Raw genomic sequence first — 20,873 nt, forward strand, 5'->3', positions numbered from 1 at the left:
ATAATGTTATTTTTTTGTATAAAATTTTTACATATTATTTGTAAAAACTGTTAATAAGAGTAATTATATGTAATTAAACTCCTTATTTTTAAAGGCTTTTACGAATTCTGTAATTTTAATAAAAAGTTAATAAAAAGCTAAAAAAAGTTTATTTGGTAGTTTTTTTTAGAGTAATTTTTTTTGTTTTAAAAATGATTTTTTAGGAAAAATAGTACGGTTTTTTATTCATTTTATTTAGGTGTAGTTTGGCTTTGATGGTTTTGATTACAATTACTAATAAAAAAAGCCCTTAAAGTTAAGGGCTTTTGTAAGTGATGTAATAGTTTAAAATTATGACTATCTAAATGATCTTCTAGATCCAGTACTGCTAAATATAGCGGCCATTCTAGATACTTGACCTTTTGAGAACATATACATTCCTCTGTCGTCTGTGTAATCCATATAATTCATATACATTTCTAAAGGTGTTCCTGAGCAAGTACTTCTGTGGCCTGTTGAAGGAACTCCGTAGTTAGGTGCATTATGAGTTGGTGTGTCAGATACATAATCTGTACCACAAGTAGCATCACCCCAAATGTGACGTAAATTCATCCAGTGACCCACTTCATGAGTTGCAGTTCTGCCTTTGTTGAATGGATATGTAGCAGTTCCATTGGTTCCGGTATATTTTGAGTCAATAACTACTCCATCGGTAGAAGAGGAACCACCAGGGAATTGTGCATATCCAAGAATTCCTCCTCCAATAGTACAAACCCAATAGTTTAGTTTAGTTGTTGGAGAAGTTGGAGCAATACCGCCAGAAGATGTTCTTTTCATTGCGTCGTTGGTACCCCATGAAGTTTTAGTGGTTTGTTTTCTTACAACTTTATCTAATACAAAACGAACATTGATTGCTCCTCTAACGCTATTGTATGGGTTGCTTGAGTTATAATCAGAGTTTGAACCTCTGAAGTCATTGTTTAATACATCAATTTGAGATTGTAGTTGAGATTGTGAGATATTTTCCGCAGATGTTCTGTATAAAACATTAAATACTACTGGAATTTCTAATACACCATTGACAATTCTCCCTTCGCTAATAAATTGTTTGGTTTCTAGTTCAATTTCTTTCATTCTTTGTGCTAGCCCAGGGTCTTCTTTTAATTGTCTTTGTAGTACTTCATCAGTTGCACAACCACGATGTGCAATTGCGCTTTCTGTTGTTTCTTCTACAGATTTATCTTCGTTATTACAAGAAAACAGAAGCATCATTGCACACATTGATAAAAAAACTTTTTTCATAATTGATTTAATTAATTGTTGTTAATAAATTGTTTGTGTTAATGTGACAATTTTAGAAAAAAAAATAATTAAAATAAAAAATAATGTTAATTTTTTTTATAAAAATTAATAATTTATTATTTTATCGAAGTAATGTGTTTTTTAACTGTGAAATTTTTTATTTAATTAGATTAAATAAAAAAAAGCCATCAAATATTTGATGGCTTTTAAATACATTTTTATTTTATTTTTATCTGAAAGAAGCTCTAGAACCACCAACATTAAAGATAGCTAACATTCTGCTTTTTTGACCATTGGAGAACATATACATTCCTCTGTCATCAGTGTAATCCATATAGTTCATGTACATCTCAAGTGGTGTTCCTGAACAAGTTGATCTATGGCCCACAGCAGGAACTCCGTAATTTGCAGTATTATGTGTAGGTGTGTCAGAAACTAAATCAGAGCCACAAGTTGCATCACCCCAAATATGACGTAAATTCATCCAGTGTCCCACTTCGTGAGTAGCTGTTCTACCTAAGTTGAATGGATATGTTGCTGTACCAGTTGTACCAAAATATTTTGAATCAATAACAACACCATCTGTAGAAGAAGATCCACCAGGGAATTGTGCATATCCTAAAATTCCACCACCAATTGTTGCAACCCAAAGATTTAATTTAGTAGTTGGTGAAGTTGGAGCCATACCACCATTAGCTGTTTTTTTACAAGCATCATTAGTTCCCCATGAAGTTTTAGTAGTTGATTTTCTGTAAATCGCATCTAAAACAAAACGAATTCCTACATTCGCACGTACACTTGAATAAGGATTATTTGCAGTGTTGAAATCTGAATTTTGAGCATTAAAATCTTTGTTTAATACATCAATTTGAGATTGAATTTGAGATTGAGAAATGTTTTCAGCAGAAGTTCTGTATAAAACGTTTACTACAACTGGGATTTCTAATACTCCATTTACGATTCTTCCTTGAGAAATAGCTTCAGCTGTTTGTAATTCTATCTCTTTCATTCTTTGAGCTAATCCTGGATCCTCATTAAGTTGTCTTTGTAAAACTTCTTCAGAAGCACATCCTCTGTGGGCAGCAGCTGCAAGTTCTTTAGAAGTTGCTTCTCCATCAACGTTCTTGTCTTCATTTTGACAAGAAAAACCTAAAATTAGCACAGACGCTAATACAACGATTTTTTTCATAATTATTTGTTTGTTAAGTGTTAAGGTTATGTTATTTTTATAACAGCACAATATTATGTCAAAAAAAGTTTCGTTTTTCAAAAATATTTGAGATTGGGATATTGTTTTCTAAAAAAGATTTCTATATAATTGCAAAATCCGCAATGATACTATTAAACTTTTGAGTATGTTTTAAAGGTTTTAGTGTTTGAATGCGTAATTAATAATGTTAGCACCCATTTTTAGTGCTTTTTCTCTTACTTCTTTAGGGTCATTATGAATTTCAGGATTTTCCCAACCATCACCTAAATCGCATTCGTAAGTATATAGAAGTACTAATCGATTTTCAATAAAAATACCAAAGGCTTGCGGTTTTTTATTATCGTGTTCATGAATTTTAGGTAATCCATTTGGAAAAGAGTAAGGACCTTGAAAAATAGCATGTGAAATAGGGATTTCTTCTAAAGCTTTTTGTGGAAAAAGTTTGTTGATTTCTTTTCGGATATATTCATCCATACCATAATTGTCATCGATATGAAGGAAGCCACCAGAAATAAGGTAGTCTCTTAAATTTTCAATTTCATTAGGCGAAAAAATAACATTACCATGTCCTGTCATATGTATAAAAGGGAAAGAAAAAATTTCAGAACTGTTAGCTTCAACCGTAGCGATTTTAGGTGTAATTTTTGTATTGATGTTTTGATTGCAAAACTGAACTAAATTTGGTAAAGCGGTAGGGTTTGCATACCAATCCCCACCGCCAGAATACTTTAAAACTGCTATTTCTTGAGCGGAGCTTAAATTAAAAAGAAGAAGTACTATAAATAAATATCGATTCATATTATTCGTTTATTAATGCTACAGTATGGCAAGCCGCTACAGCAGCAGTTTCTGTTCGTAATCTAGTATTTCCTAAGGTTACTGGAATAAAATTTTTAGATATGGCTAGATCGATTTCATGTGTTGAAAAATCACCCTCAGGTCCAATTAAAATTAAAATATTTTCATTACCAACCACAACATCTTTAAATGCTTTTCTATCTTGTTCTTCGCAATGTGCAATACACTTTAATTGTGGATGGTTTTGCGATAAGAAGTCAGTAAAACGAATAGGTTCGTGTATTGTTGGTAAATAATATTGTAAGGACTGTTTCATAGCAGCTTGAATTATTTTTTCAGCTCTATCTGTTTTAAAAACTTTTCGTTCCGAGTGATCACAGATAATGGGAGTTATCTCATCGATGCCTATTTCGGTAGCTTTTTCCAAAAACCACTCATAGCGATCGTTCATTTTAGTTGGAGCTACAGCAATATGAAGTTTATATTTTTTGGCTTCAAAAAATTGTACTTCCTTTATTGCGATTTGACACTTTTTATCTGATGCAAGGGTGATTTCACCTTTAAAAAGATACCCGTTCCCATTAGATAGCTGAATAAAATCACCTTCTTTTTTTCTTAGAACTTTCACAATATGTTTACTTTCTTCTTTGTCAAAAGTAAATAGAGTGTCACCACTTTTTATGTCAGGATTATAAAATAATTGCATATTAGAATTCTATTCGCGCTTTAGAAACAATGTCATTGGTATCAAAATTATTTTCAAGATAGTTATAATATCCTACAATTCCAATCATGGCAGCATTATCAGTTGTATATTCGAATTTTGGAATATAGGTTTTCCATCCCCATTTACTTTCTGTTTCTTTTAAAGTTTTACGAATACCACTATTCGCTGATACACCTCCTCCAATAGCAATTTGCTTTATTCCCGTTTGTTGTACTGCTAATTTCAGTTTGTCTATTAAAATAGTGATAATTGTGTGTTGGATTGAAGCACAGATATCATTTCTATTTTCTTCAATAAAATTAGGGTTTTCGGCTTGATTTTTTTGAATAAAATATAGAATTTGAGTTTTTAAACCACTAAAACTAAAATCTAAGCCATCTACTTTGGGTTTAGTAAATGTAAAAGCTTTGGGATTTCCTTCTTGGGCATATTTATCAATTAATGGCCCTCCTGGGTAAGGTAAACCTAATATTTTTGCGGATTTATCAAAAGCTTCACCAACTGCATCATCTGTGGTTTCTCCAATAATTTTTAAATCGAAAAAACTATTTACTTGAACTATTTGCGTATGACCACCACTTATAGTAAGAGCAATAAATGGAAAAGTAGGTTTGTCAAAATTTTCCTCGTCAATGAAATGTGCTAGAATATGTGCTTTCATATGGTTCACTGCAATGAGAGGAATATGTAATGCCATACTCATTGATTTAGCAAAGGAACCACCAACTAATAAAGACCCCATAAGTCCAGGACCTTGTGTGAAAGCGATACAATCCAAATCATTTTTAGTAATGTTTGCTTTTTTTAAGGCTACATCAACAACAGGAACAATGTTTTTTTGATGCGCTCTAGAAGCTAGTTCAGGAACGACGCCACCATATTCTTCATGAATAGCTTGTCTAGCTACAATATTAGAGAGTACTTTATCGTTGCAAAGTATAGCAGCTGAAGTATCATCACAAGAACTTTCAATAGCAAGTGTATATATGTTTTTTTTCATCTTAAAAAGGGCATGAAATTTGCATAAGGTCAATTGTAATTATCTTACAAAAATGATTATTTTTGTAGATTATTCCATAGTTTTTCTTTTTCGTGACAAATTTAAACAATTTATAGTATCAAAAAATTTAAAAAAATATTCCTCAGAACAATTCTGTTTTTACTGATTTTTATATTAGTATCTGGGGTACTTTTGTCTTTACCATTTGTGCAAACTGCTTTAGGTAGATATGCTACAAATCAGGTGAACAAAGAATTTGATACTGATATATCTATTGACAAGGTAACATTAACCGCTTTTGGTTCTGTAAAACTAAAAGGGATACTGGTAAGAGACCATCATAAAGACACCCTCTTTTTTATTAAAAGATTAAATACTTCCCTTTTAAGTGTAAAAGAATTATACAATAATGGGCATCCGTATTTAGGTGATGCGATTTTGGATGGACTCACTTTTAATTTAAAGCAATACAAAGGTGAAAATTTTACCAATATAGATAAGTTTATTGAATCCTTCGATGATGGCAAGCCTTCAACTGGTAAATTTAGAATGAAAGCTACAGAATTGACTTTAGTGAATAGTAAATTAACCTATGTAAATGAAAATTTACAACAACCAAAAATTTTAAATTTTACTGAGTTAAATGGAAATATCAAAGATTTTTTTATTAAAGGTGCCGATGTGACTACTTTTATTGAAACCTTAAGTTTTAAAGATCATCGAGGACTTTTTGTGAAAAATTTAACCGCAGCATTCACCTATACTAAAAAGAATATTTTATTAGAACAGTTAACCCTGCTTACTGAAGAATCTTCTTTAAAAGGGAAAGTAGAACTAAGATATAAACGCACTGATTTTGCTGATTTTAATAATAAAGTAATTTTTGATGTTCAGATGGATGAAGCGATGATTGCTTCAAATGATTTAAATTATTTTTATAATGAATTTGGTAAGGATAATGTTTTTGATATTGATACCCATCTAATTGGGACTTTAAATAATTTTACCACTCAAAATTTACATCTTCGAGACAGTAATGATTCGAATATATCTGGAACCGTTCAATTTAAAAACTTATTCAATAGAGAAGAATCTTTCTATATTAAAGGTGAATTTAAAAAAATTAATTCCAATTATTACAATTTAACAGCTATTTTACCTAATATTTTAGGAAATAGTTTGCCGTCTTCTCTAGTTAAGTTAGGAAATGTAAATTTGGTAGGTGATGTAGAATTAACTTCAGATTATATCAACTCAGATGTAACTATCAATTCGGTTTTAGGAACCATTATAACCAATTTATCCATCCAAGATTTATCTAACATCGACAATGCAACTTATCAAGGAAATGTCACTTTAAATGATTTTAATTTAGGAACCTTTATTAATGAGTCAGAAATTGGTAAAGTAACCCTTAATTTAGACGTTGAAGGACAAGGATTTAATGAAAAATATCTAAATACAAATGTAAAAGGAAAAGTAAGTCAGTTTTATTACAATCACTATAATTACACAAATATTACTGTGGATGGTAAAATGAAAATGCCTTATTTTAAAGGGTATTTCAATAGTAATGATCCTAATTTACGTATGGATTTTGATGGCTTGGTCGATTTAAGTTCCAAAGTAAAGAATTATAACTTTAAAGCCAATGTGGATTATGCTGATTTACATGCATTACAATTTTCTAAAATTGATTCCACTTCTATTTTTAAAGGGAAAGTTGAATTTTTAGCGAAAGGAAATACCTTAGATGATTTAGAAGGTGAACTTCAAGTTGAAAATGTATCGTATCAAAATGATAGAGATAATTATTATTTTGAAGATTTTCAATTGAATTCAAGTTTTGATAAAGACCGTGTACGAACCATTACCATTAATTCAAATGATATTATTAGTGGAAAAGTAGTAGGTAAATTCAAAATTAATGAAGTAAGAAAAATTGTAGAAAATGCAGTTGGTAGTTTGTATGCCAATTATTCTCCAAACAAGCTTCAAAAAGGACAATTTTTAGATTTTAATTTTACTATTTATAATAAAATCGTAGATATTTTTGTGCCTGAAGTGTCCATTTCTGAAAACACCAAAATTAAAGGTAAAATTAATGCCGATTTAGGAAAATTTGAATTTGATTTTTCTTCACCAAGTGTTTTGGCTTTTGGTAATTATTTTAAAAAGATAAAAATTGATATCGACAATAAGAATCCGTTATATAATACCTACATTGAAATGGATTCCATTCGTACGAAAAATTATAAAATATCAGATTTTAATTTGATTAATTTAACCATGAACGATACCCTTTTTGTTCGTTCCGAATTTAAAGGAGGTACTAAATTAGAAGATAATTTTTCATTAAATATTTATCATACTATTGACGAAAATAAGCAATCAGTAATTGGTTTCAAGAAATCGGAAGTTAATTTCAAAGATTATTTATGGTTTATTAATGAAGAAGAGAATAACGATAATAAGATTATTTTTGATAAAAAATTCAAAGATTTTAAATTTCAAAAAATCAGATTATCGCATAACAATCAGAACATGGATTTTTATGGGGAAATGAAAGATTCTACCTATAAAGACTTCAATTTAACCTTTAATGATGTTGATTTAGACAAAGTCACACCTTCTTTAGATAGTATTTCGTTAGATGGAAAATTGAATGGTTTTATTAAATTTCAACAAGATAAAAATTACTATAAGCCGCTTTCTAATGTTCATATTGATAGTTTAAAAATAAACACCTATCCTGTTGGAGATATGTATTTATTAGTGGAAGGGAATGATGCGTTTAATGAATTTGATATTGATTCTTACATTGTTCAGAAAGGAACTGAGCGATTTAATCTAAACGGAACCTTAAAGTATCGAAACAATCAATCCACATTGGATATGGAAGCTATTTTTAGTCGCTTCGATTTGGCTCCTTTTGGTTCTTTAATAGGAAATGTAATTACAGATGTGCGTGGCGATGCAACAGGTAGTGCAACCATTAGAGGATTGGTTACAGATCCTGAAGTAGATGGTCGTTTGTATTTGAATGATGCGGGTTTAAAAGCACCTTATTTAAATGTGGATTATGACTTTGAGAAGAACGCAATTGTCGATATAACTGAAAAAGAGTTTCTTTTTCGAAATATTGTCATTACCGATACGCAATTTGATACGAAAGGTGTGTTAAGAGGTTCTGTAAAACATGATAAATTTTCAGATTGGGAATTGGATTTAGAAGTGCGTACAAATAACCTCTTAGCTTTAAATACGAAAGACTCTGAAGATGCGTATTATTATGGTACCGCTTTTTTAAATGGATCTGCAAGAATTAGTGGAAGAATAGAATCCTTATTAGTTACAGTAACCGGAGAATCGGAAAAAGGAACTTCCATTAAAATTCCTGTTCGAGATGCTGAAGATGTAGGTAAAAAGCCTTATTATACGTTTATTAAAGAAGAAGATTTGCGTTCCAATAAAAAAAATATCCTTGGGAATAATAAATATAATGGTTTAGAACTGAGTCTGGATTTTGATATTGATACTGATGCTTGGATTGAGGTAATTTTAGATCGTGAGTCGGGACATTCTATGAAAGGCAATGGTTATGGTTCGATGCGAATGGAAATTAATACCTTAGGAAAGTTTTTGATGTATGGTGATTTTCAAGTACAAGAAGGAGAATATAATTTCAAAAAAGCGGGTTTAATTGATAAAAAGTTTGTGGTTAAAAAAGGGAGTACGATTCGCTGGGAAGGTGACCCACTTGGCGCAATTTTAAATTTGGAAGCGATTTACAAAACACAGGCAAATCCATCTGTTTTAATTGAGAGTTCTTCTTTTAATACAAATCGAAAATTACCTACAGAAGTTTCAATTGTTATAAATGGTAGTTTAAGTAATCCAGAACCCGATTTTAATATCAATTTTCCAACGGTGAGTAGTGTTTTTAAAAGTGAAATTGATTATCGTTTACAGAATAAAGATGTGCGTCAAAATCAAGCTTTTGCGTTATTAGCATTTGGCTCCTTTACTACTCCAGAAAATGCAGGAAGTGTTGCTTATGGATCTTTATTTGAAAAAGCCAGTTCGTTATTTAATGATATTATTTCCGATGAGGATTCTAAATTGCAAGTGGGTGTGAATTATGACCAAGCAGATAGAATCAATCAAATTTCAGGTCGTGTAGGATTAACATTAAGTACTCAAATTAACGACAAAATTTCGATTAATGGAAAAGTCGGAGTTCCAGTTGGTGGTGTAACGGAATCTGTATTAGTAGGAGATGTAGAAGTACAACTACAATTAAATGAAGATGGTTCTTTGAGAGCTAGAGTATTCAATAGAGAAAACGATATTAATTATAATATAGGTGAAGGGATTGGCTATACACAAGGTTTAGGACTTAGTTATTCCTTAGATTTTGATACATTCGGAGAAATGTTTCGAAAAATATTCACGAAAAATAAAGATAAAAATGCTACTTCATCTTCTAATGACGATATACCTGATTCTGAAGAATTATGGGATAAGTATTACTATATTAGAAAAAACAAAGAAATAGAAGAAGAAAAAGAAAAAAATAAGGAATTAGAAAATGTTCCTGAAATAGAGTAATTCTTCAATTTTTATATTAAAAAACAAAAAGTTATTAACGAAAACGATTGAATTTTAGTATAAAATTTAATATTTGATAAAAATAGCCAAATATTCCATTTTCCTTTTTTAAATTTACGATAAATAATAAAAATAATGTTGCCAAATATTAAGAAAATAGGTGTGCTTACTTCTGGTGGAGATTCTCCAGGAATGAATGCTGCTATTCGTTCAGTGGTAAGAACTTGTGCTTATCATAATGTAGAATGTATTGGTATTTATAGAGGATACCAAGGAATGATTGAAGGTGATTTTAAAGAAATGGGACCTCGTTCTGTGAACAACATCGTTAATAAAGGGGGAACCATTTTAAAGTCGGCTCGATCAAAAGAATTCATGACTGTGGAAGGCAGAAAAAAAGCCTATGAAAATTTAAAAAATGCAGGAGTAGAAGCTTTAGTAGTAATTGGAGGAGATGGTTCTTTCACGGGAGCGGAAGTATTTAATAAAGAATATGGATTTCCAGTAATGGGAATTCCAGGAACCATTGATAACGATATTTTTGGTACGAGTCATACCTTAGGATATGATACGGCTTTAAATACAGTGGTAGAAGTTATTGATAAAATTAGAGATACTGCTATTTCGCATAACCGATTATTTTTTGTGGAAGTAATGGGAAGAGATGCGGGTCATATCGCTTTAAATTCAGGAATTGGTGCTGGAGCGGAAGAAATTTTAATTCCAGAAGAAGATTTAGGATTAGATCGATTATTAGAATCTTTAAAAAGAAGTAAAGAATCTGGAAAATCTTCTAGTATCGTAGTGGTTGCTGAAGGTGATAAAATAGGTAAAACTGTTTTTGAATTAAAAGATTATGTGGAAGAAAACATGCCCGAGTATGATGTTAGGGTATCGGTTTTAGGTCACATGCAAAGAGGAGGTTCTCCTTCTTGTTTTGATCGTGTTTTAGCTTCAAGATTAGGAGTAAAAGCAGTAGAATCTATTTTAGAAGGAAAGTCAAACTTCATGGTAGGATTACTTAATGATAAAGTGGCATTAACACCTTTAGAACAAGCTATTAAAGGGCATACTGAAATAGATAAAGAACTACTTCGCGTTTCGGATATTATGTCTACTTAATATTAGCAACAAATTAAACCAAAAAATAACGTATTAAAATTAAGAGTAAAAAATGTCAAAAGTAAAATTAGGAATTAATGGATTCGGAAGAATCGGTAGAATTGTTTTTAGAGAATCATTTAATAGAGATAATATAGAAGTTGTAGCCATTAACGATTTGTTAGATGTAGAGCATTTAGCTTATTTGTTAAAATATGACTCAGTTCATGGTCGTTTTAATGGAAAAGTTGAAGTTAAAGACGGTCAATTATATGTAAACGATAAATTTATTCGTGTTACAGCTGAAAGAGATCCAAAATTAATTCAATGGGATGATGCAAAGGTAGACGTTGATGTTGTGGCTGAGTGTACTGGTATTTTTACCACTTTAGAAACCGCACAAGCGCATATAGATGGTGGTGCTAAAAAAGTAGTCATTTCAGCTCCTTCTGCTGATGCTCCTATGTTTGTGATGGGAGTAAACCATACCGAAGTAAAAGCTACAGATACTATTGTTTCCAACGCTTCTTGTACTACAAACTGTTTGGCTCCTTTGGCTAAAGTAATTCATGATAATTTTGGAATCGTAGAAGGATTAATGACTACAGTTCATGCTTCAACAGCAACACAAATGGTTGCAGATGGTCCCTCTAGAAAAGACTGGAGAGGTGGTCGTGCTGCTTCTGTAAATATTATTCCTTCTTCTACTGGTGCTGCGAAAGCGGTTGGGAAAGTAATTCCAGCTTTGAATGGAAAGCTTACAGGAATGTCTTTCCGTGTGCCTACAGTGGATGTTTCAGTTGTAGATTTAACAGTTAAATTAGCGAAAGAAACGACTTATGAAGAAATTTTGAATGTACTTAAAAATGCTTCTGAAACTTCAATGAAAGGAATTTTAGGATATACAGAAGATGATGTAGTTTCACAAGATTTTGTGGGTGATACTAGAACATCGGTTGTGGATGCTAAAGCAGGAATAGGTTTAAACTCTACTTTCTTTAAATTGGTTTCTTGGTACGATAATGAATATGGATATTCTTCTAAATTATTAGATTTATCAGTACACGTTATGTCTGTAAAATAATAGTATTATAAAAATCCTGCATTTCCTTTTTGTAGTGCAGGATTTTTTATCTCATTGTAGCGCTACTATTAATCACCAAATAGTTGTATTTGGATTTTTAACCAACCATACTAACCAAAACAAAAATGAAATTACTTGTAGATAGTGGCTCCACTAAAGCCGATTGGATAGCTATAGACGATAACGGAAAAGTTATTTTTACTACCCAATCTTTAGGATTAAATCCTGAAGTATTGAGCAAAGAAGAAATTATTGCTCGTTTAGAAGATAAATTTGATATTTCTCATAATAAAGCAAAAGCATCGAATCTCTATTTTTATGGTGCTGGATGTGGAACCGATAGAATGAAAAATTTTTTAGCATCTGTATTTGAAGAATATTTTGCAAATGCAAAAGTTACGGTTCATGAAGATACGTATGCTGCGGTTTATGCCACCACTCCTAAAAATGAAAAAGCCATAGTTTGTATATTAGGTACGGGTTCTAATTGTAGTTATTTTGATGGAAAAGTGTTGCATCAAAAAGTGCAATCTTTAGGTTATATTGCTATGGATGATTGTAGTGGTAATCGTTTTGGCAGACATTTAATCAGAGGATATTATTTCAATAAAATGCCTCAGGATATGGCAAAAGATTTTGAAAAAACCTTTAATGTAGATCCTGATTTTATCAAGAACAAATTGTACAAAGAGCCGAATCCAAATGCGTATTTAGCTACGTTTGCCAAATTTTTAATCAAGCATAAAGACAATGATTTTTGTAAAAAATATATCAAAGAAGAACTAGAAGCTTTTATTGAAAATTATATCATGCAATTTGAAAACTATAAAGATGTTCCCGTTCATTTTGTAGGTTCGATTGCTTTTTATCTAAGAGAAGAATTGAGTGAAAAATTACAACAATATGATATTCAAGTGGGTAATATTCTTCGAAGACCAATTGATGGACTAATCGCCTATCATATATTAAATAAATAATACAATCCCGATTCTTCGGGATTTTTTATATTTGCTCCTATGACAAAGAAATTTGAAATTGCGATTATCGCACATGATGGAAAAAAAGCAGATATGGTTCAGTTTGTAAATAAAAATAAAGCCATTTTACAAGCTGAAAATATTTCTATAATTGCCACTGGAACAACAGGTGGAAGGGTAGCAACTATTGGTATAAAAGTTAAAAAAATGCTTTCTGGACCGTTAGGAGGTGATGCACAAATTGCAGCTAGAGTGGCTGAAGGAAAAACGAAAATGGTTTTGTTCTTTAAAGACCCAAATTCGAGTCATCCTCACGAACCCGATATTTCGATGCTTATTCGGATTTGTGATGTGCATAACGTGCCATTGGCTACAAATGAAGCCACAGCACAATTATTGCTGTATGGTTTGGATGAACTGAAATAAATTAGGTTGTAATAGGAAATTAATCCTTATGAGGATTTTCCAATTTATAGTTGTTCGATTATTTGACTGTGTTTAAAGCGCAACCGTTTTGTATTTAGAAAAATATTCCAAAACCATTTGGTGTAAATCCTCAAAATTGATTTGTAACGCATTCGCAGAAATGCAAATAGGAGAACCATACGATTTATAGTTCATTTGCATGGTTTTTTTCTTCAAAATTTGCGTTTGCCTATTAATATAGCTTTCAGGGTTTTTCGTTAGAATTAATACAAATTTTTGGTTTACTACTGTGGTAGTAGTAATGTCAACTATATCGTCCCAAAGAATTAGTCCACTTGAAACACCGCTCGAATTATCTATTATACCTTCTGAGGATAGGGTTAAACCAATGGGATTTCCTTTCATTTTTTTGAGTATAACAATAGCAACAGCACCAAAAAACAGAATACTTACTACGCCTACAATTGTAACTAAAATAGGATTACTTAAAGGGCCATGACTCAATTGATGCGGTTTGAGTATAAACCATACACCTAAGAGTACAAATAAAAGGCTACCTGCTAACGATAAAAGCATTTTCTTTTTGCTTAATGGGATTTCTGTTTTTTGCTCCATTTTTTTATTTATAAAGATAAATTAATTTTATAACAAGAGGCAATTTCTTTTTTGGAAATTGCCTCTTGTTGTATCAAGTTATTTATTACTTATTTTTTCAAGTTTTTAGCTAAAAACCCTAAAGTAGCTTCATACATATCAATCGAATTTTCTTCCTTATGAAATCCGTGACCTTCATCATATTTTACCATATAAGGCACTTCAAAACCTTTGGCTCTTAAACCCGTTACAATTTGATCCGATTCTGCAATATTCACACGAGGGTCATTCGCACCTTGAATCACAAATAAAGGTTTTTTAATTTTGTCAATTTGGAAAACTGGAGATACTTCTTTAGCAATAGCGGCTTCTTTTGGGTCTTCTAAGTCATACCAAATTTCTTTTACGATTTCTTTATAAGGTTTCCAATATTCTGGGAACGAATCGAAGAAAGTAAAAATGTTAGAAACTCCAACATAGTTTACACCGCAAGCATATAAATCGGGTGTTTTTACTAATCCCATTAAGGTTGCATAACCACCATGACTACCACCATAAATAGCAATTTTATCTTTGTCTACCCAACCTTCTTTAATTGCATAAGCTACGCCATCTTCTACATCGTCCATTAATTGTCTACCAATTTGCTTGAAACCTGCACGTAAAAAGTCTTTTCCATAACCACCAGAAATTCTAAAGTTTACTTGTAAAGTAGCATAACCACGACTTGCAAATAATTGGGTCTCTGGATTAAAACCCCAAGAATCTCTTACTCCTTGCGGACCACCATGTGGATTTACAATTAATGGTACTTTTTTTCCTTGTAAAGCTTCTTTAGGTAAGGTAATGTAGCCATAAATCGTTTTTCCATCTCTACTGGTAAATTTGATAGGTCTCATTTCTGCCATATCTGCTTCTTTAAGCTGTGGCATTAAATCGTATAAAAGTTTGAATTTTTTAGTTTTAGCATCGTATTGATAATACGTACCATATAATTTATCACTTTGAACAATAACTAAAAATTGTGTTTCATTATCATCTTTATCCACTATATAGGCTTCTTTATTTGGAAACTCTTTTTCCATTAAGCCATATATTTCTTTGTATAATTTACTTACTGGAATTATCTCGTTTTTTTCTCCTTCATACGAAAAATTATCAATTTCATAATTTCTTTTACGAGATAAGTTCAAACCGCTTACATCAAATGTAGGATTAGAAAATACCTCTTTAATTATTTTTTTGGTTGCCAAATCATATAAAACAATACGCGTCTTGTCGCTATCTAAATTGGTAAGTACATACGCTTCATCTTTGTTTTTTGAAGCATAATTGAAGCTGATAATTCCAAAGGTGTCGTCCCAATTTGTAGTAGTGTGTAATTTGAATTCTCCTGTTTTATTGTCTTTGTAATACAATTGGTTTTGTACACCATTTACTAATTTGCTATACCCTCTAAGATTTCCATCTTTGTCAAATTCATACCCTTGAATTGGATTGGCAATATCTTCATTTTTATACAATTGCTCTAATGCTCCTGTAACAATATTCAATTTGAAAGGCTCAAAAACTTGTTTGTTGTTTTTGTTCATCAAAACAATAATATAATCTTTTTGTTCTTTTAAAATATTTTGAATACTTGCTTGAACTCCATCAAAAGGGGTGAGGTCTTTTAAGTTGCTACCGTCTAAGTTTACCGCATACACATGATAATTTTCATCACCACCTTTATCCATTGCAAAAAATAAGCGTTCGTCATTGATCCAACCATAACCACGAACCAATTCTTCTTTTTCTTCAATGGCTCTTTGTACTTTTCCAGTAGCCAATTCTTTTACGTAAATATGACGTTTGTTGTTCTCGTCTTTTTCACGATACGACATGTATTTACCGTTTGGAGATAATTGGAAACCAGAAGCTTTTGGTCTCGCAAAATAATCTGATACGGAATATTTATAATTGCCTTTGTCGTAGGATTTTAATTGTTCTAATTCTTCCTTAGACGAAGGTAAATCAGTGTTTCCAGGTAGTTTACTTTCAAAAGAAGTTAGTGTTAACGGTAAATTCATACCGGCTTGGTGAAATTCCCCTACAATTTCTTTATTTTTTAATTCCCCTTTAAATTCAATGCCTAAAGAGGCTGCTTTTAAAGTAATATGATTGTTGTTAACTTCGGTTTTATCAATTGGTACTCCAGAAGCACCTTGCATAGGTACATCCATAGTGGTCGTGTAATTGTTGTCTTTTTGTGCCATATGAAAAATAACTTCTAGTTTCATTCCTTGCACATCTAGTGTTCCTTTCCAATCTCCAACAAATTGTTGGGCTTGTGTGGTAATACTCATAAGTAGTAAAATAATTAGATTTTTTGTTTTCATGTCTTAACGTTTTAGTTATAGAAAATCATTTATTTTTGATTTCTTTTGATAGTGATTGATGATGTATAAAGAAGATACTCTAGAAATAATCCTCTTTATTCATAAGACAAGATTTAACAAAAAATGTTACATGTTCGTTTTAAATATTGATTTAAATTTGATAAATAAGTTTTAGGTCTATTGGGTTTATTAACATAAATAGGTTCTCTTGTTTAAAAATGTTTTACCAATTCCATTTATGAATAGAATTGCCCTTGTAATCTATTTTTTTTAAAATTACGGCTAATCTAAAATCAATTACTAGATTATTGTTTAAATACCCTCCATCAATTTTATGACAATTGGAATAATATGAATTATTAGCTCTTTTTGTGAAAAGTGATTCAGCTATTTCTATTTTATTATTTAGATTTTCATTATTCTCAAAAGCTTCTAAAATTTGAAAATAATTTGTATACGAATCGAATACTAATTTGTGTTTTTTACTCTTATTAATTTTATAAAAACTTGTTTCAATTTCAGGCTTAAAATTAGATGATTTAGATATCGAATTGAATAAATAATATTCAATATTATAGTGTTCATCTTTTGTTACTAATGGATTTATATCTAAATTACACTCTTGATTACATAGATAAGCAAAATAATTAGCAGTAATTATTAAAAATGGATTCTGAAATTTTTTATAATCTTCCAGTTCTTTTAATTTAGATAATTCTTTTTCAAAATGGGTTATTGCTTTTATTAGCTGTAATTTGGGATTTTGATTTATTCTCCATTCAATCAGACCAATCATTAAATTACAAATAAATATTTGTTCAATATTAAATATAGAAAGATAAAGTTTATCCTCAGTTAGGTTTTGACAGTATACTAAACCATTAGTAAAAATTTGCTCTTGTTCTTTATAAAATTCAATATGGTCTTGAGGAGTTTTCATTTTCCTAGTTTATATAAATTTTTATTATATTAAAAATATGATAAAGATAAAAAAGCGAATCTTTTGATTCGCCTTTCATTTTATTTATTTTCTTTTTTCAATCCATTCTCTTGCATTTACAAAAGCTTCTATCCATGGAGAAACTTGATCGTTTCTGTCTTTTGGATAATGTGCCCAGTTCCAAGGGAAAGTTGAACGTTCAATATGTGGCATCATTACTAAATGTCTTCCTGTATTGTCACACAACATCGCTGCATTGTAATCAGAACCATTTGGATTAGCAGGATAGCCTTCGTAACCATATTTAGCTACAATATTATATTGGTCTTCATTATAGGGTAAATTGAATTTTCCTTCTCCATGTGAAATCCAAACACCTAGCGTACTACCAGCTAAAGTTTTTAACATCACCGAATTATTTTCTTGTATGGTTACAGAAGTAAAACCACTTTCGTGTTTGTGCGATTCATTGTGTAGCATTTTACCATGTACTTCATGCTCTGGATGAATTAATTCTAATTCCATCATTAATTGGCAACCATTACAAATACCCACCGATAAAGTGTCTTCACGTTTAAAGAAGTTCTTTAAAGCGGTATTGGCTTTTTCATTGTATAAAAAGGCTCCGGCCCAACCTTTAGCACTTCCTAAAACGTCAGAATTTGAAAAGCCTCCTACAGCACCAATAAATTGAATGTCTTCTAAGGTTTCACGTCCCGAAATTAAATCGGTCATGTGTACGTCTTTTACATCAAAACCTGCTAAATACATCGCATTTGCCATTTCACGTTCCGAATTACTTCCTTTTTCACGAATAACCGCTGCTTTTGGTCTTGTTCCTCCAGAAATGACAGGAGCTAAACCAGTAAAGTGATTTGGAAAAGCATACTGTAAAGGTTGATTTGCAAAGTTTTCAAAACGTTCTAACGATTTTCCATTTTTAGTTTGTTTTTGATCGAGTAGGAAAGAGGTTTCAAACCACATTTCTCTATATTTGTTGATATCGAAAGTCAGATGTCCAAGTTCTAAAATTCCGCTGTTAGAAACTTTTCCTAATTTAAAAATTTCGATACCTTCCATTGCTTTTTCGAAAGCAGTATCTTCATTAGCCTGTAAAACAATTCCAATATTTTCTGAGAACAATACTTTTACTAAGTCTTTTTCGTTTAACGAACTCAAATTTAAGTTGGCTCCCAAATGAATATCAGCAAAACACATTTCTAATAAAGTCGTAATCAAACCACCACTTCCAATATCATGACCCGCAGCAATGGTATCGGCTTTAATAGCTTCTTGAATGGCATTGAATGCTTTCTTGAAAAAACTACTATCTATAATGGTTGGTGTTTCAGATCCAATTTTATTTTGTGTTTGAGCGAAGGAACTACCCCCTAATTTAAAAGTATCTTGTGATAAATTAATATAATATACCGAACCTTTATCTTTTTGAAAAACAGGTTCTACTACTTTAGTAATATCGTTACAATTCCCTACAGCAGAAATAATAACGGTTCCAGGAGCAATAACTTCATCATTTGGATATTTTTGTTTCATCGAAAGCGAATCTTTACCCGTTGGGATATTAATTCCTAATTCGATTGCAAATTGCGAACACGCTTCCACAGCTTCATATAAACGCGCATCTTCACCCTCATTTTTACAAGGCCACATCCAATTGGCAGATAAAGACACACTTTGTAAATTGTCTTTTAAAGGTGCAAAAACGATGTTAGACAAGGCTTCCGCAATGGCATTTCTGCTTCCAGCTTTTGGATCAATAATAGCAGCAATAGGAGCGTGACCAATAGAGGTTGCAATACCTTCTTTACCTTTGTAATCTAAGGCCATTACACCTACATTATTTAGGGGTAATTGTAAGGGGCCTGCACATTGTTGTTTAGCTACTTTTCCACCCACACAACGATCTACTTTATTGGTTAACCAATCTTTACACGCAACTGCTTCTAACTTTAAGATTTCTTCAAGGTAAGTTGGTATGTTATCTTGCGAATAAACGATTTCAGTATAGTTTCTTTTTACAGTGGAATCGGTCATGATGGTTTTAGGTGAACTTCCGAAGAAATCCTCTAAAGCATAGTCCATCGGTTTGGCACCTGTCGTTTTACTTTCGAAAGTAAAACGATGATCACCGGTTACATCACCTACTTGATACATTGGAGCACGTTCTCTTTCCGCAATGCGTTCCAAAGTTTCAATATTTTCTTTCCCAATAACCAATCCCATTCTTTCCTGGGATTCATTACCAATAATTTCTTTAGCTGATAGGGTAGGATCTCCAACTGGCAATTGGTCTAAATCGATTAAACCGCCCGTTTCTTCTACTAATTCAGACAAGCAATTTAAGTGACCACCAGCACCATGATCATGAATGGAAACAATAGGGTTGTTGTCACTTTCTACTAAACCTCGAATGGCATTGGCCGCTCTTTTTTGCATTTCAGGATTAGAACGTTGAATGGCATTTAATTCAATTCCAGAACTAAACGCACCTGTGTCTGCTGAAGAAACAGCTGCACCACCCATTCCAATTCTATAATTTTCGCCTCCTAGTATGACAATTTTATCACCGGTTTGCGGTTTCTTTTTAATAGCTTGATCGAGTTTACCATAACCAATTCCACCCGCTTGCATAATGACTTTATCATAACCTAATTTGCGTGCTTCTTCTTCATGTTCAAACGTTAAAATAGAACCAGTAATTAAAGGTTGGCCAAATTTATTACCAAAGTCAGATGCTCCATTAGAAGCTTTAATCAAAATATCCATTGGCGTTTGATACAACCATTTTCTCTCAGGCATTCCGTTTTCATAACTTCTGTTATTGGTTAAACGTGAATAAGATGTCATATAAACAGCTGTTCCTGCTAAAGGAATTGAACCTTGGCCACCTGCCAATCGGTCACGAATTTCTCCACCTGACCCTGTAGCTGCACCATTGAAAGGCTCTACAGTGGTAGGGAAATTATGGGTTTCGGCTTTTAAAGAAAGTACCGATTCAAACTCTTTTTTCTCATAAAAATCAGGTTTGTCTGCCGATTTAGGAGCAAATTGTTCTGTTATTGGTCCTTTAATAAAAGCAACATTATCTTTATATGCGGAAACAATATCATTTGGATTTTCAGCAGAAGTTTTTTTGATTAATTTGAATAAAGACGTTTCTTTTTCCAATCCATCAATAATAAAGGTACCGTTAAAAATTTTATGACGACAATGTTCCGAATTAGCTTGAGAAAAGGCAAATACTTCCGAATCGGTTAATTTTCTACCAATTTTTAGGGATAAGTTATTTAAATATTCAATTTCTTCATCATTTAAAGCCAAACCTTCCGTTTGATTGTATCGTGCAATATCCTCAATTTCTAAAATAGGGTCTGGTTGAATGTTGATAGTATAAATAGTTTGATTTAAACCCTCATATTTTTGAGATAACATGGGATCAAATTCGGTAAAGTCTGCATTAACTTTTTGAAATTCTTCAATTCGTAGAATACCATTAATACCCATATTTTGAGTAATTTCTACCGCATTGGTACTCCAAGGTGTAATCATAGTTGCTCTTGGTCCAACAAAAAAATCCGCAAGTACGGATTTTTCTATTTTATTGGTGTTGCCAAAAAGCCAATTTAATTTTGAAATGTTTTCTGCCGAAAGTTCGTTTTGCGTTTGTACCGCAAAAACAGTGTTACTTTCGTTTCCGAAGAAATGAATCATTGTGTTGTATTGTT

The 20,873-nt window shown here is 31.6% G+C and carries 14 protein-coding genes; 5 read left to right on the plus strand and 9 right to left on the minus strand.

Annotated elements, in window-relative coordinates; all coding sequences use genetic code 11:
• Positions 1 to 336: 336 nt before the first annotated feature.
• The 5 genes from NHF47_RS09650 to tsaD form a co-directional block, all read right to left on the minus strand.
• Positions 337 to 1,281, minus strand: coding sequence for a zinc metalloprotease (locus NHF47_RS09650; RefSeq protein ID WP_252764718.1), 945 nt, complete (start codon positions 1,279 to 1,281; stop codon positions 337 to 339).
• Between the two features lie 229 nt (positions 1,282 to 1,510).
• Entirely contained in the window at positions 1,511 to 2,470 is a 960-nt protein-coding gene (locus NHF47_RS09655; RefSeq protein ID WP_252764719.1) for a zinc metalloprotease, read from the minus strand.
• A 180-nt stretch (positions 2,471 to 2,650) separates the two neighbouring features.
• Positions 2,651 to 3,289, minus strand: a complete 639-nt coding sequence (locus NHF47_RS09660) for a DUF4159 domain-containing protein (RefSeq protein ID WP_252764720.1) — start codon at positions 3,287 to 3,289, stop codon at positions 2,651 to 2,653.
• Position 3,290: 1 nt separating this feature from the next.
• A complete protein-coding gene (locus NHF47_RS09665; protein WP_252764721.1) occupies positions 3,291 to 3,995 on the minus strand; it encodes a 16S rRNA (uracil(1498)-N(3))-methyltransferase in 705 nt (234 codons plus the stop codon).
• Position 3,996: 1 nt separating this feature from the next.
• Positions 3,997 to 5,016 (minus strand): tRNA (adenosine(37)-N6)-threonylcarbamoyltransferase complex transferase subunit TsaD, encoded by a 1,020-nt coding sequence (tsaD, locus tag NHF47_RS09670; protein WP_252764722.1) that lies wholly within the window; start codon positions 5,014 to 5,016, stop codon positions 3,997 to 3,999.
• Between the two features lie 192 nt (positions 5,017 to 5,208).
• Here tsaD and NHF47_RS09675 point away from each other — a divergent pair, with 192 nt between their 5' ends.
• From NHF47_RS09675 to NHF47_RS09695, 5 genes are all read left to right on the plus strand, one after another.
• Entirely contained in the window at positions 5,209 to 9,627 is a 4,419-nt protein-coding gene (locus NHF47_RS09675; RefSeq protein WP_252764723.1) for a translocation/assembly module TamB domain-containing protein, read from the plus strand.
• A 135-nt stretch (positions 9,628 to 9,762) separates the two neighbouring features.
• A complete protein-coding gene (pfkA, locus tag NHF47_RS09680) occupies positions 9,763 to 10,749 on the plus strand; it encodes a 6-phosphofructokinase (protein ID WP_140999141.1) in 987 nt (328 codons plus the stop codon).
• Between the two features lie 52 nt (positions 10,750 to 10,801).
• Positions 10,802 to 11,812, plus strand: a complete 1,011-nt coding sequence (gene gap, locus NHF47_RS09685) for a type I glyceraldehyde-3-phosphate dehydrogenase (RefSeq protein WP_252764724.1) — start codon at positions 10,802 to 10,804, stop codon at positions 11,810 to 11,812.
• A gap of 125 nt (positions 11,813 to 11,937) precedes the next feature.
• Positions 11,938 to 12,789, plus strand: coding sequence for a BadF/BadG/BcrA/BcrD ATPase family protein (locus NHF47_RS09690; RefSeq protein WP_252764725.1), 852 nt, complete (start codon positions 11,938 to 11,940; stop codon positions 12,787 to 12,789).
• Positions 12,790 to 12,828: 39 nt separating this feature from the next.
• Positions 12,829 to 13,215, plus strand: coding sequence for a methylglyoxal synthase (locus NHF47_RS09695; protein ID WP_252764726.1), 387 nt, complete (start codon positions 12,829 to 12,831; stop codon positions 13,213 to 13,215).
• A gap of 72 nt (positions 13,216 to 13,287) precedes the next feature.
• On the opposite strand, the gene NHF47_RS09700 is transcribed toward NHF47_RS09695, so the two are convergent.
• The 4 genes from NHF47_RS09700 to purL all read right to left on the minus strand — a co-directional run bounded on the left by NHF47_RS09700 (position 13,288) and on the right by purL (position 20,859).
• Positions 13,288 to 13,830 (minus strand): STM3941 family protein, encoded by a 543-nt coding sequence (locus tag NHF47_RS09700; RefSeq protein ID WP_252764727.1) that lies wholly within the window; start codon positions 13,828 to 13,830, stop codon positions 13,288 to 13,290.
• 89 nt (positions 13,831 to 13,919) lie between these two features.
• Complete coding sequence (locus NHF47_RS09705) at positions 13,920 to 16,187, minus strand: S9 family peptidase (protein ID WP_252764728.1); 2,268 nt, start codon at positions 16,185 to 16,187, stop codon at positions 13,920 to 13,922.
• Between the two features lie 223 nt (positions 16,188 to 16,410).
• Positions 16,411 to 17,127: a hypothetical protein gene (locus NHF47_RS09710; RefSeq protein WP_252764729.1), complete on the minus strand. Its 717-nt coding sequence runs from the start codon at positions 17,125 to 17,127 to the stop codon at positions 16,411 to 16,413.
• Positions 17,128 to 17,211: 84 nt separating this feature from the next.
• A complete protein-coding gene (gene purL, locus NHF47_RS09715; RefSeq protein WP_252764730.1) occupies positions 17,212 to 20,859 on the minus strand; it encodes a phosphoribosylformylglycinamidine synthase in 3,648 nt (1,215 codons plus the stop codon).
• Between the last annotated feature and the right edge of the window lie 14 nt (positions 20,860 to 20,873).

It is taken from the genome of Flavobacterium sp. NRK F7 (assembly GCF_024054195.1).
Lineage (GTDB): Bacteria > Bacteroidota > Bacteroidia > Flavobacteriales > Flavobacteriaceae > Flavobacterium.

What these genes read in the sequence shown, in the direction of transcription:
- NHF47_RS09650 (WP_252764718.1), bottom strand. Translation starts at nt 1,281, where the DNA reads ATGAAAAAAGTTTTTTTATCAATGTGTGCAATGATGCTTCTGTTTTCT.
- NHF47_RS09655 (WP_252764719.1), bottom strand. Translation starts at nt 2,470, where the DNA reads ATGAAAAAAATCGTTGTATTAGCGTCTGTGCTAATTTTAGGTTTTTCT.
- NHF47_RS09660 (WP_252764720.1), bottom strand. Translation starts at nt 3,289, where the DNA reads ATGAATCGATATTTATTTATAGTACTTCTTCTTTTTAATTTAAGCTCC.
- NHF47_RS09665 (WP_252764721.1), bottom strand. Translation starts at nt 3,995, where the DNA reads ATGCAATTATTTTATAATCCTGACATAAAAAGTGGTGACACTCTATTT.
- tsaD (WP_252764722.1), bottom strand. Translation starts at nt 5,016, where the DNA reads ATGAAAAAAAACATATATACACTTGCTATTGAAAGTTCTTGTGATGAT.
- pfkA (WP_140999141.1), top strand. Translation starts at nt 9,763, where the DNA reads ATGTTGCCAAATATTAAGAAAATAGGTGTGCTTACTTCTGGTGGAGAT.
- gap (WP_252764724.1), top strand. Translation starts at nt 10,802, where the DNA reads ATGTCAAAAGTAAAATTAGGAATTAATGGATTCGGAAGAATCGGTAGA.
- NHF47_RS09690 (WP_252764725.1), top strand. Translation starts at nt 11,938, where the DNA reads ATGAAATTACTTGTAGATAGTGGCTCCACTAAAGCCGATTGGATAGCT.
- NHF47_RS09695 (WP_252764726.1), top strand. Translation starts at nt 12,829, where the DNA reads ATGACAAAGAAATTTGAAATTGCGATTATCGCACATGATGGAAAAAAA.
- NHF47_RS09700 (WP_252764727.1), bottom strand. Translation starts at nt 13,830, where the DNA reads ATGGAGCAAAAAACAGAAATCCCATTAAGCAAAAAGAAAATGCTTTTA.
- NHF47_RS09705 (WP_252764728.1), bottom strand. Translation starts at nt 16,187, where the DNA reads ATGAAAACAAAAAATCTAATTATTTTACTACTTATGAGTATTACCACA.
- NHF47_RS09710 (WP_252764729.1), bottom strand. Translation starts at nt 17,127, where the DNA reads ATGAAAACTCCTCAAGACCATATTGAATTTTATAAAGAACAAGAGCAA.
- purL (WP_252764730.1), bottom strand. Translation starts at nt 20,859, where the DNA reads ATGATTCATTTCTTCGGAAACGAAAGTAACACTGTTTTTGCGGTACAA.